This window comes from Halomonas sp. H10-9-1 (assembly GCF_040147005.1).
GTDB lineage: Bacteria > Pseudomonadota > Gammaproteobacteria > Pseudomonadales > Halomonadaceae > Halomonas.
On the sequence record NZ_JAMSHO010000001.1, the window covers coordinates 1,121,201 to 1,133,606 of the forward strand.

Annotated in this window: 10 protein-coding genes; 6 read left to right on the forward strand and 4 right to left on the reverse strand. The window is 65.8% G+C overall.

Annotated features, from left to right (window positions below; genetic code table 11):
• Positions 1 to 283: 283 nt before the first annotated feature.
• The 6 genes from hsdR to NFH66_RS05085 all read left to right on the forward strand — a co-directional run bounded on the left by hsdR (position 284) and on the right by NFH66_RS05085 (position 10,397).
• A complete protein-coding gene (hsdR, locus tag NFH66_RS05060; protein WP_349608848.1) occupies positions 284 to 3,820 on the forward strand; it encodes a type I restriction-modification system endonuclease in 3,537 nt (1,178 codons plus the stop codon).
• 188 nt (positions 3,821 to 4,008) lie between these two features.
• Positions 4,009 to 5,169, forward strand: a complete 1,161-nt coding sequence (locus tag NFH66_RS05065) for a Fic family protein (protein WP_349608849.1) — start codon at positions 4,009 to 4,011, stop codon at positions 5,167 to 5,169.
• Positions 5,166 to 6,833, forward strand: a complete 1,668-nt coding sequence (locus tag NFH66_RS05070) for a class I SAM-dependent DNA methyltransferase (protein ID WP_349608850.1) — start codon at positions 5,166 to 5,168, stop codon at positions 6,831 to 6,833. Before NFH66_RS05065 ends, NFH66_RS05070 begins: the two co-directional genes overlap by 4 nt.
• Complete coding sequence (locus NFH66_RS05075) at positions 6,830 to 8,209, forward strand: restriction endonuclease subunit S (RefSeq protein WP_349608851.1); 1,380 nt, start codon at positions 6,830 to 6,832, stop codon at positions 8,207 to 8,209. The genes NFH66_RS05070 and NFH66_RS05075 overlap by 4 nt, the downstream gene beginning before the upstream one ends.
• A complete protein-coding gene (locus NFH66_RS05080) occupies positions 8,206 to 9,936 on the forward strand; it encodes an SWIM zinc finger family protein (protein ID WP_349608852.1) in 1,731 nt (576 codons plus the stop codon). The genes NFH66_RS05075 and NFH66_RS05080 overlap by 4 nt, the downstream gene beginning before the upstream one ends.
• Positions 9,933 to 10,397, forward strand: coding sequence for a hypothetical protein (locus NFH66_RS05085; RefSeq protein ID WP_023006321.1), 465 nt, complete (start codon positions 9,933 to 9,935; stop codon positions 10,395 to 10,397). Before NFH66_RS05080 ends, NFH66_RS05085 begins: the two co-directional genes overlap by 4 nt.
• A gap of 29 nt (positions 10,398 to 10,426) precedes the next feature.
• On the opposite strand, the gene NFH66_RS05090 is transcribed toward NFH66_RS05085, so the two are convergent.
• The 4 genes from NFH66_RS05090 to NFH66_RS05105 form a co-directional block, all read right to left on the reverse strand.
• Entirely contained in the window at positions 10,427 to 10,744 is a 318-nt protein-coding gene (locus NFH66_RS05090) for a CcdB family protein (protein ID WP_349608853.1), read from the reverse strand.
• Positions 10,744 to 10,989: a type II toxin-antitoxin system CcdA family antitoxin gene (locus NFH66_RS05095; RefSeq protein ID WP_349608854.1), complete on the reverse strand. Its 246-nt coding sequence runs from the start codon at positions 10,987 to 10,989 to the stop codon at positions 10,744 to 10,746. The genes NFH66_RS05090 and NFH66_RS05095 overlap by 1 nt, the downstream gene beginning before the upstream one ends.
• A 95-nt stretch (positions 10,990 to 11,084) precedes the next feature.
• Positions 11,085 to 11,948, reverse strand: a complete 864-nt coding sequence (locus tag NFH66_RS05100) for an SDR family oxidoreductase (RefSeq protein ID WP_349608855.1) — start codon at positions 11,946 to 11,948, stop codon at positions 11,085 to 11,087.
• 152 nt (positions 11,949 to 12,100) lie between these two features.
• Positions 12,101 to 12,382, reverse strand: coding sequence for a DUF503 domain-containing protein (locus NFH66_RS05105; protein WP_349608857.1), 282 nt, complete (start codon positions 12,380 to 12,382; stop codon positions 12,101 to 12,103).
• Between the last annotated feature and the right edge of the window lie 24 nt (positions 12,383 to 12,406).

A 12,406-nucleotide genomic window follows, 5' to 3' on the forward strand; every position in this document is an offset into this window, starting at 1 on the left:
AGGTCGAGTATCCGGCATGGGAAGCGTGGCCACTGCGGGTCTATCCGGTGGCCGCGGGTTCAATCAGATGCCGGTGATCAGGAAGTCGACGGCGGCCATGATGCGGTCGAGGTACGGCTGGATGCTGCGCGAGCACCTGACCGACTGAAGTGTCCGGTTGGATCCGTTACCTTCGCCCGCTGGCCCCTTCCCCGAATTAGTGGCAGGCTGAGGGAATATCGGACCCACCCTGCCGAGAGAGTGGGGGAGTCGCGCTCAGGCAATCCGGGAACGGGTACCACCTATGCAGGGACCACCAGGCCGCGGGGATGGCGGCAGCGCCGGGCAGGATGCCGGCGGCAACTTCGCCTTTCTGGCCGGCCACGACCCAGTCTTTCTCGAGCTCGCCGCCAGCGCCGAGCGCGCCTTCAGTCACGACCCCAACACCACCCTGATCAAGCTGCGTCAGCTCGGCGAGGCCATGGCTCAGGACATCGCCGCTCGCCTCGGCATCGAGGTGGACGAGCGTACCGGCCAGCGCGACCTCCTCTATCGCATCGACAGCGCCCTGGGCCTCGACCCCACGGTGCGCGAGCTCTTCCACACCCTGCGCATCGAAGGCAATCGCGCCACCCACCAGTTCCGCACCCAGCACCGCGAGGCGATCCAGGGGCTCAAGGTCGCCCGCAGCCTGGCGGTCTGGTTTCATCGCGCCTTTGCCGACCCCGACTTCAAGCCCGGTGCCTTTCGCCCGCCGCAAGACCCCAGCCGTGAGCTGCGCGAGCTCCAGGCCCAGATGGCGCGCCTGCAGGGCGAGCTGGTTACTGCCACCGAGCAGGCCGATGCCCAGCGCCAGCTGGCCGAGCTGGAAGCCCGCGAGAAGCAGGAGTACGCCGAGCTGGCCGAAGCCATGGACGAGGAGGCCCGCGCCTTGGCCGAGCAGTCGCGGGCCCAGCAGGCCGAACTCGAGCGCCGCGAGCGGGAGTTCCAGCGGCGCCTGGCGGAGCAGGCCCGAGAGGGTGTCGAGGGCGAGCCGCCCCGGGCGCTGCGCCGGCGGGTCGGCCAGGCCGACCGGGCCCTCAACGCCCAATTGGGCCTGGATGAAGAGCTCACCCGCCTGCTGATCGACCAGCAACTGCAGGAGGCCGGCTGGGAGGCCGATACCCTGGAACTCACCTGGCAGAAGGGCGTGCGCCCCGAGGCCGGCCGGACCCTCGCCATCGCCGAGTGGGAGCTGCCCAACGGCCAGCGCGCCGACTATGTGCTGTTCCACGGGCTGGTGCCTATCGGCGTGGTGGAGGCCAAGCGCCAGAACATCGACGTGGCCGGCAAGCTTGCCCAGGCGGAGCGCTACGCCCGTGGCTTCGACCGGCGCGGCTTTGCCGGCGGCATCACCCCGGCGTGGGCGGAGGAGGGGCGCACCGTCGCCTGGCCCGACGACGCCGAGGGCCATTACCATGTGCCCTTCGTCTTCTCTTGCAACGGCCGGCCCTACCTGCCGCAGCTGGCCGAGAAGTCCGGCATCTGGTTCCGCGACGTGCGCGAGCCCGGCAACCTGGCCCGGGCGCTGCCGCACTTCCACAGCCCGGAAGGCCTGCTCGACCGCCTCAAGCGCAGCCGTGCCCTGGCCGAGCAGCGCCTGCGCGAGGAAGGCTTCGGCTACCTGCGCCTGCGCGACTATCAGGAGAGCGCCATTCGCGCCGTGGAGGCCGCCCTGGAGGCGGGCGCGCCCTGTGCGCTGCTGGCCATGGCCACCGGCACCGGCAAGACCCGCACCATCATCGGCCTGATCTACCGCTTCCTGAAGACCGAGCGCTTCCGCCGCGTGCTCTTCCTGGTGGATCGCACCGCCCTGGGCCAGCAGGCCCAGGACGCCTTCGACGAGGCGCCGCTGGAGCAGAACCATACGCTTTCACAGATCTACAACGTCGCCACCCTGGGCGATATGGCCGCCGAGGCTGAGACCCGGGTGCAGGTCGCCACGGTGCAGGCCATGGCGCGGCGGCTCTTCATGGCCGATGCCCCGCCGCCGGTGGACGCTTATGACTGCATCATCGTCGACGAGGCCCACCGCGGCTATACCCTGGACCAGGAGATGACCGAGGGGGAACTGGCCACCCGCGACGCCGGCCAGTACCTCTCCCGCTACCGCCGCGTGCTTGACCACTTCGACGCCGTGCGCATCGGGCTCACCGCCACCCCGGCCAGGCACACCAGTGAGATCTTCGGCCGCCCGGTCTTCACCTACTCCTACCGGGAGGCGGTGGCCGACGACTGGTTGATCGACCATGAGCCGCCGATCCGCTACGAGACCCTGCTCAGTCAGAAGGGCATCCACTTCGCGAAGGGCGAGACGGTCAGCCTGATCGATGCGCGCACCGGCGAGGTGGAGAGCGCCGAGTTGGAGGATGAGCTCGACTTCGAGATCGAGGCCTTCAACCGGCGGGTGATCGCGCCGGAGTTCAACCGCGTGATCTGCGAACAGCTGGCTCGGGAGCTCGACCCCTTCGGCGAGGAGAAGACGCTGATCTTCTGCGCCACCGACCTGCACGCCGACATGGTCAAGCGGCTGCTCGACGAGGCCTTCCACGCCCACTACGGCGACGCCTACCGCCAGGCCGCGGTGGCCAAGATCACCGGCAAGGCGGACAGGGTCGACGACCTGATCCGCCGCTACAAGAACGACAAGTACCCCAACATCGCCATCACCGTGGACCTGCTCACCACCGGCATCGATGTGCCGCGCATCTGCCACCTGGTGTTCCTGCGCCGGGTGAAGTCGCGGATCCTCTATGAGCAGATGATCGGCCGCGCCACCCGTCGCTGCGACGAGATCGGCAAGACGGTGTTCACCATCTACGACCCGGTGGATCTCTACGCCGCCCTCGCCGAGGTCAACACCATGCAGCCGCTGGTCAAGGACCCCGGCGTGACCCTGGAGCAGCTGCACGAGGAGCTCAGCGACCCGGAGCAGTTGGCGCGGGCCCTGGAGGCCCCCGGCCAGGCGGCCGGAGAGAGCCACGCCGATGACGTCCTCGACCAGTACAGCCAGATGCTGATGCGGGTGATGCGCAAGGCCACCAAGCGTGCCGAAGGGCGCGACGACCTGCGCCAGCAGTTGGAGGCGCTGGAGCAGAGCTGGGGCGTGGCGCCGGAGAGGCTCCACCAGCACCTGCGCGAGCTGGGTCCCCAGGCCGCGGCCAGCTTCCTGCACCAGCATGCCGGCCTGCTCGGTCAGGTGGCCGAGGTGAAGGCGCTGCTCGGCAGCGAGCGCCTGCCGCTGATCTACGAGGGCGCCGACGAGTTCAAGAAGCGCACCCAGGACTACGGCGTGCACGAGAAGCCCGCCGACTACCTGGAGAGCTTCGAGGCCTTCATTCGCGAGCGGCTCAACGACTCAGTGGCGCTGGGCGTGGTAGTCAATCGTCCCCGGGACCTCACCCGCGGGACCTTGAAGGAGGTGCGCCTGCTGCTCGATGGCGCCGGCTACAGCGAGGCCCGGCTGGAGAGTGCCTGGCGCAACGCCACCAACCAGGAGATCGCCGCCAGCATCGTTGGGCATATCCGCCGCGCCGCCCTGGGCGAGGCTTTGGTGCCTTTCGAGCAGCGGGTGCGCGACGCCATGCAGCGCATCTACGCCCTGCACGGCTGGACCCCCGCCCAGCGCAAGTGGCTCGACCGCCTGGCCAGGCAGCTTACCCACGAGGTGGTGCTCGACCGCGACTTCATTCACCAGCGCTTTGCCGAGCAGGGGGGAATCAAGCGCCTGGATGCCGTGCTCGACCATCACCTCGACGAGGTGCTCGAGGCCCTCAACGACGCCCTCTGGGAAGCGAGCTGATATGTTTACGAAATGCCGTTTTTTCGACACGTCCCGCGAATATGTCGATGGCATCGACATGACAGCCACTGTGGAGCGGCACGAAGTTAAAATAGCGGCAGGCCTTATTTTAATTTCAGGCCTAAATTAAAATAACGCGCGACGCTATTTTACCCAAGCCCGTTTTCGAGCGGTGAGGTGGAGCCCCAATGGAACGCGGACTCACAGGCCACTATGTAGACAGCATCGCCGGCGGCATGCGGTGTCAGGCCTTCATCCCCGACCCGCTGCCGCCACGGCCGGCGCTGGCGCTGGATGGCAAACTGCAGAGCCGCATCAATCAGGCGATGCTGGCGCTGGGTCGTCTCGACGCCATCAGTACTTTGCTGCCGGATGCATCACTCTTCCTCTACAGCTATGTGCGCAAGGAAGCCGTCATGTCGTCCCAGATCGAGGGCACCCAATCCTCGCTCAGCGACCTGATGCTCTACGAGATGGAGGGCATGCCGGGCGTTCCCATGGACGACGTGCAGGAAGTCTCCTGCTACGTGAACGCGCTGATGCTGGGCGTGCAGCGCATCCGCGAGGGCTTTCCCATCAGTCATCGCGTGGCGATGGAAATGCACACGGCGCTGATGACCTCCGGGCGCGGTATAAACCGCGGGCCAGGGGAGTTTCGCAGTAACCAGGTGTGGCTGGGTGGGCACCGCCCCGATGAAGCGGTCTTCGTGCCGCCTCCGCCCCATCAGTTGGCCGAGTGCTGGGCGGCGCTGGAGCGTTTCATCAACGACATGCCCGAGGCCACCGACCCGCTGATCAAGGCCGCCCTGACCCACGTGCAGTTCGAGACCATCCACCCCTGCATGGATGGTAATGGGCGCTTGGGTCGCCTGCTGATTCCGCTGATCCTGGTCGAGTCGGGCATCCTCAACGAGCCCTTGCTCTACCTCTCGGTATTCTTCAAGAAGCATCGCCAGGTCTACTACGAGCGCCTGCAGCAGGTGCGGGTCACCGGCGACTGGGAGGCCTGGCTGCTGTTCTTCGTGGACGCCGTGGCTGAGACCGCCAATCAGGCGGTTGCAACAGCTCGGCGGCTTAACCAGCTGCGCGAGCAGGATAAGGTGCGAGTGGCCGAGCTCGGCCGCCAGGCAGGGTCGGCGGGGCTGCTGCTCGACGCGCTCTTCCAGCAGCCCATCGCTAATGTCGCCCACTTGAGTGAACGCACCGGGCTGACGCCTGCCACTGTAGGGCGTGTGCTGACCCCCCTCGAAGACACCCTTGGCATCGTCCACGAGCTCACCGGACAGAAACGCAACCGGATCTACGCCTACCGGACCTACATCGACATACTCAATCAGGATCCCTCATGACCCAGAACGACATCGTCCAGAAGCTGTGGAACCTCTGCGATGTGCTGCGCGACGACGGCATCAACTACTCCGATTACGTCACCGAACTGGTGCTGCTGCTGTTCATCAAGATGGAGTACGAGAACACCCAGGCCGGGCTGCTCAACGCCCACGCCCTGCCCGAGGGCGCCCGCTGGCCGGACCTCACCGGGCGCTCGGGGCTTTCACTGCTCAACTACTACAAGCAGATGCTGCTCGACCTCTCCAAGAGTAGCGACCGGCTGATCGCCGCCATCTACGCCGACGCCCAGACCCGCCTGCGCGAGCCGCGCCACCTGGAGCAGCTGATCCGCGACCTGGACCGCATCGACTGGTTCAGCGCCCAGAAGGATGGCCTGGGCGACCTCTACGAGGGGCTGCTGGAGAAGAACGCCAACGAGACCAAGTCCGGCGCCGGCCAGTACTTCACGCCCCGCGCCCTGATCAACGCCATGGTGCGCTGCCTGCGCCCCCGGCCCGGCGAGGTGATCCAGGACCCCGCCGCCGGTACCGCGGGCTTCCTGATCGCCGCCGATGCCTACATCAAGCAGCAGACCGATGAACACTTCGACCTCGACGCCAAGGCCCAGGCCTTCCAGAAGCTCAAGGCCTTCGTCGGCATCGAGCTGGTGCCCGGCACCCGCCGCCTGGCGCTGATGAACTGCCTGCTGCACGGCATGGAGGGCGACGACGAGGGCGTGGTGCACCTGGGCAACGCCCTGGGCGAGGCCGGCAAGGCGCTGCCTCGTGCCGATGTGATCCTCGCCAATCCGCCCTTCGGCACCGCCAAGGGCGGCGAGGCCAGCATCACCCGCGACGACCTCACCTACCGCACCAGCAACAAGCAGCTCGCCTTCCTGCAGCATATCTACCGCGGGCTCAAGCCCGGCGGCCGCGCCGCCGTGGTGCTGCCCGACAACGTGCTGTTCGAGGCCGGGCAGGGCACCGAGATCCGCCGCGACCTGATGGAGAAGTGTCACCTGCACACCCTGCTGCGGTTGCCCACCGGCATCTTCTACGCCCAGGGCGTGAAGACCAATGTGCTGTTCTTCACCCGCGGCGCCGCCGAGAACCCCCATCAGGACGAGGGCTGCACCGACGACGTGTGGGTGTATGACCTGCGCACCAACATGCCGAGCTTCGGCAAGCGCACCCCCTTCACCGAGGCGCACCTCACGCCCTTCGAGCGCTGCTACAACCCGGCGGGCAGTGACGCCCTGGGCGAGCAACTGGCCGCCCGGGAGGAGGGCGACTGGAGCTTTGGCGCCGAAGAGATTGAAACCGCGAATTCAACCAAGAGTACCGCCGGGGCCGATGAGGCGAATGCGGGGGTTGGCGTCGTTGATGAAGAGCGGCTGCAGACCTCCCGCTGGCGCAAGTTCAGCCGCGAGTGGATCCGCGACACCAAGGGCGACTCGCTGGATATCAGCTGGCTCAAGGACGCCGACAGCCTCGCCGCCGAGAACCTGCCCGAGCCCGACGTGCTCGCCGCCGAGGCGATGAGCGAGCTCACCGAAGCCCTGCGCGAACTCGATGGCCTGATGGCCGCCCTCGGCAGCCAGGATGAGGCCGCCGCCCAGAAGCGGCTGCTGGCCGACGCGCTGGGGCTTGGGGATGACGCCGCAAGCGATGAGGTGAAGGCATGAGCGAGCGGGTATTGCCGGAGGGGTGGGTGGAAACCACGCTTGGTCAGGTTGTGGAGTATGGCAAGGCGGAAAAGGCGACCCGTGAGCAGGTTGATGACGATACCTGGGTGCTCGAACTGGAGGATATCGAGAAATCCTCCTCGAGAATTATACAGCGCCTGAATTTCAGCGAGCGTCAGTTCAAGAGTACAAAGAACCGCTTCAAAAAGGGGGATGTTCTCTATGGCAAGCTGCGTCCCTACCTTGAAAAGGTCGTGATTGCTGACCGGGATGGAGTTTGCACCACCGAAATCGTACCGCTTGACGCACGCCCTCACCTGGATAATCGATACCTTTTCTACTGGCTGAAGTCGTTGGACTTCCTCTCCTATGTCAATGAAGTGGGGTATGGCGTCAATATGCCTCGCCTGGGGACAAAGGAAGGAAAGGGAGCCCCATTCGTTCTGGCGCCGAAGGCAGAGCAGAAAGTCATCGCCGATAAGTTGGATGAGCTGCTGGCGCAGGTCAACAACCTGAAAGCCCGCCTGGATGCCATTCCCGCCATCCTCAAGCGGTTTCGCAAGTCCGTGCTGGCAGCGGCGGTGAGTGGAGGATTGACGGAGGGATGGCGGCAAACTCACAAAAAAAAGCAGTGGGTGTTTCGTCCGTTAGGCGAACACCCTGTTGATGTTCAGATTGGCCCGTTTGGAAGTTTGCTTCATAAATCAGACTATGTGCATGGTGGCGTTCCGCTTGTCAACCCAATGCATATTAATGACGGGGCGGTGACGCCATCGCAGAGTATGACGTTAACAGAAGGGAAGGCAAAAGAGCTCTCAAGGTATTCTCTTAGGGTGGGCGATGTAGTGCTCGGGCGAAGAGGTGAAATGGGGAGGTCTGCCGTAATACAAGGAAGTCAGCCTCTATTGTGTGGCACCGGATCTCTGTTCTTAAGGCCTGATGTGTCACGGATATCCTCTTGTTTTTTATCTCTATTTTTGCGCTCTCCTAAGGCAGTCTATGCGTTAGAGGCTGGGTCGGCAGGGTCTACCATGGTCAACCTCAATCAAAAAGTATTGAAGGGAGTTCCGTATCCTGATGTGGAGCTCGAAGAGCAAGAGGAAATCGTCCACCGCGTCGACCAGCTCTTCGCCTTCGCCGACCAGATCGAACAGCAGGTCGCGAACGCCCAGGCCCGCGTCGACAAACTGACCCAGTCCATCCTCGCCAAGGCCTTTCGCGGCGAACTCACCGCCGAATGGCGTGCCGCCCATCCCGAGCTGATCGGCGGCGAGCATTCCGCCGCGGCGCTGCTGGAGCGGATCAAGGCGGAGAAGGCGAAGCAGAAGCCAACGAAGACACGGCGGGGCGGCAGAAAGGCAACGGTGACACCATGACGCGACACAACGAGACAACGCTGCTTGCCGACGAGCAGCTCATGCGGCTCGCCGGCGAGGCCGCCTTCGAGCGTGGCGTGGCCTATTTCCGCCAGGGGCAGGTGCTGGGCTGGAGCCGGCAGGGGAATACCGTCACCGCCCAGGTCGCGGGCAGCGAGAGCTATCGGGTGACCCTGCATCTCAATCCCCGTGGCCTGGAGGGCGGCTGTGACTGTCCGGCCTCCGAGGGCATCGATTTCTGCAAGCACTGCGTGGCCACCGCCCTGGTCTATCGGGCGGAACAGGAGGAGCAGCAGCGCTTGATGGCGGGAGGAGAGCGTGGCCGCCTGCTCGCCTACCTGCAACAGTTGGATAAGGCCTCGTTGGTGGAGGCGCTGGCCGAGTTGATCGAGGAAGATTCGGTGCGACGGCACCAGTGGTCGCTGCGCGCCGATGCGGTGCTCGGTGTACTCGATCACAAGGCCCTGAAGAAGCGCATCACCGCGGCCTTTCCGCTAAAGCGCCACCTGCATCGCTATGGCCAGGTGCGGCCCTATTTCGCCAAGGCGGAGGCGGTGGTCGACCAGCTTGTCGAGCAGGCGCCGCAGTTGCCGCCCGATACCTGCCTGACCCTGGTGGAGTACGCCCTGTCGCGCCTGGCCAGAGCGCTCGAGACCATCGACGATTCCGGCGGCTTTCGCTTCCACTGCGAAGAGACGCTGCAGAGGTTGCACGTGCAGGCCGCCCAACGGCTCGACTGGCCCGGCGAGAAGCTCGCAGCCCACCTCTACGAGATCGCCTTCGGGGAAAGTCATGATCTCTACCCGAAGATTCCCGATGCCTACACCGAGGCCCTGGGCAGCAAGGGGATGGCGGCTTACCTGGCCCTGCTGCAGCGGGTCTGGGATGCCTTGCCGAGCCTGACCGCCGAGGCGCAGTGGTCGGAGCAGTTCCGCTACCGGCGGCTGCGCGAGCCCCTGCTGAAGCGCGCCGAGGCGCACGGCGATGTCGCCACCATCCTGGCGCTGCATCAGAAGAGCGCCACCGGGGTGCAGGACTACCTGAAGATCGCTGAGCTGTGCATCGCGCACGACGCCTGGGATCAGGTGGAGCTGTGGCTGGCCCGGGCGGCCAAGGCCGAGGACAAACGCTACCCTCACTGGCGGCGCGAGCGCGAGCGGTTGCAGATACGCCTGCTGCTGCATCGCGGCGAAGCCGAAAAGGCGGGGCAGCTCCAGTGGCAGATCTACCAGCAGACGCAGCAGCTGGAGGATTACCGACAACTGCTCGCACTGGCCGATGAGCATGGCCTGGCCACCGATTATTGGCAGCGTGTCCACGATTGGCTCAGGGAGGAGATCGACCAGGCGCCGGAGGCGCCCTGGGGCTATGCGCCGAAGGTGGTCAATAGCCTGCTGGAGATCTACCTCTACGAGAACCGTCTGGAGGAGGCGCTGGCATTCAGCTCGGACCGACCGGTGGCCGCTGGCCTGCTGCTGAAGCTGGCCCAGCAGCTGGGCAACCCGGACCAGAGCCTGCCGCTCTATGTTCGCCTGGCCCGCAGCGAAGTGCGCAACACCGACAACAGGAGCTACCGCAGCGCCATCGCCCAGCTTCGTGAGCTGCATGGCACGCTCGAAACCCTGGAGCAGCAGCGGGCATTTGCCGCGGCGCTGGAAGAGTTGCGCACCGAATTCAGACAGAAACGCAACTTCATCAAGTGGCTGAACGAGGCCTTTCCGCCATGAAACCCTTCTCCATCCTGCTGATTCGCCTGCTGGGGCTGTATCTCTTCCTGAACACGCTTTTCGCTATCCTTCCGGCGCTGCTGGGTCCCAACGCTGGTGAGCTCTGGTCGGCCGAACTGCTGCCGGTGCTTATCGCCACGCTGGCGGTACCCATGGTGGGCGGCGTATTGCTGTGGTGCTTCGCCGGCCGCCTGGCGGAGCGGCTGCATGGTGCAGGGGGAGTGGGTGATGGGGCGAGCGGCCGCATCCCGGACAACGACCTGGTGCGTGCCGGCACCTTTCTGATCGGTACCTACCTGGTGGTGCGGCATATCGGCATGCTGGTGGGGGCCTATTCGACCTCCGGCGCCGTGGCCTATGACGCCCTGTTCATGGTGGTGGCGGGTCTCGGCATGATGCTGGGCGGTGGTGCTCTCGCGACGCTCTACCGCAGGGTCAAGTATCTGGGGGTGGGCCGGTAGGCCGGCCATGGTGAAGCCCGCTGGCCGGGTCAGATGCCCGTCACCAGGAAATCGACGGCGGCGATGATCTGGTCACGATACCGGCCGAGATCATGTACCGCCTTACCGAGACGCTTCCTTTCCATCCCGGCGAGCTCCTGCGTCAAGGCGATATAGCGTTCGTCGTCGATCTCGATACTGGGGTTCAGGTGGGAGATTTGCAGGCTTTCGGCTTGAGCCGCAGGGCTGAGTGGCACGACCACGGTGGTGCGGAGCTCGCCGAGCAGGTTGCTCTGTATATCGAGAAGGTAGGGGTAACGATGCCGCGAGGCTGGATTCCGGTTCTCGTAGGCGTGGAACTGGGCCATCAGAACTGCCGTTCGCCATCGCCGAAGGTGCCGTGATCTTCCACGGTCCGATTGTAGGCTTGGATGGCCGTGGCATTTTCCCGCCTCCACTGTTCCTGCTGTTCGGTACGCACCGTTTCTGTCAGCGCCCTCTCGAAGGTGGCCGAGAGGTTGATCCCCAGTTGCCTTGCGCGTTGGAGCAGGTCGCTGTTGATGCTGACATTGGTGGCCTTCTTGGGTGCCGTGACGTCGAAGAGTGGCGACATGCTGCGATCTCTCGTCGAGATGGGCGATGCGTATAGCGTATGCGCATCATGGTTGTGCGGCAAGGCATGCTCAGCGTGGCGGATTGCCCGGGCATTCATTCCCGTTCATCACGCGTCGCGCGCAGCAGCACCCGGTCCATGCCGCGGGTGCTGAGTACCCGCCGGAGGGCGGCGAAGAGGTGGGTGGGCAGGGTCACCGCGTAGCGGGGCCTGGGTCGCGGGTGCTCCAGGGCGTGGATCAGCTTGGCCACCACCGCCTCGGGGCCCAGGGTGAAGGGGCCCTTGCCGTCCTGGCTGGCCAGGCGCGCCTCCACCTTGTGGTAGGTCTCGGCGTGGGCGCTGTGCTCGGGGTCGATGTTGGCCCGGAAGGCGCGGTGCGCGTTCTCGCGGAAGCGACTGGTGATGGGGCCGGGCTGGATCAGGCTGACGTGGATGCCGCTGCCGGCGAGCTCCTGGCGCAGGGTGTCGGTGAGGCCTTCGAGGGCGAACTTGGAACAGACGTAGGCACCACGGTAGGGCAGGGCGGCGAACCCCAGCACCGAGCTGTTGTGCACGATGCGCCCGTGCCCCTGGGCGCGCATCATCGGCAGTACCCGGGTGGTGAGCTCGTGGGTGCCGAGCAGGTTGGTCTCGAGCTGCTGCCTCAGCACCTCCCGGGAGAGGTCCTCCACCGCACCGGGCTGGCCGTAGGCGCCGTTGTTGAACAGCGCTGTCAGGCGGCCGCCGGTGCGCTCTGCCACCTCAGCGACCGCTGCCTCGATGGAGGCGCTGCTGTCCAGGTCCAGCGCCAGCGCCTCCAGGCCCTCCTCCCGCAGCCGGGCCACGTCCGCCTCGCGCCTGGCGGTGGCGAAGACCCGCCAGCCACGCTCTGCCATGGCGTGGGCCGCAGCGTGCCCGATCCCGCTGGAGCAGCCGGTGATCAGCAGGCTGCGCGACGTGTGCGAGGCGGGAGCTGGCATGCGGGTCTCCTCTCTGCCCTGGGGGCGGGTTGGGGGCTTCGACCATAGGGCGCGAGAGCCGATTCGGCAAGATGGTTGTCACCCGCATCGGTCACGGGGCGGCGGGTGGGCACGCGGGACGGTAAGGGCGGCGGCCGCATGGCGGCTCGCCGTTACAGGAGCTCCCGGGTCGCCTCCATCACCCGGCCGTCCACGCTGCGCTGGACCTTGTCCTCGATATCTGCGAGCAGCGCCTCCACCCTGGGGCCCTCGTTGGCCACCGCCACGAAGGTCCACTCGCTCGCCTCCAGCCGGTCGTGTTCGCCGCTCTCGCAGACCGCCACCGCCGGGTTGCGCCCGAAGCGTTCGTGGAGGCCACCCATGCGCTGGCGCTTCTCCTTCAGCGAGCGGCAGCCGGGCAGCGAGATGTGCAGCGTGAGAATCCCCATATGCATGCTGATCCCTCCTTCGTCCCTTTC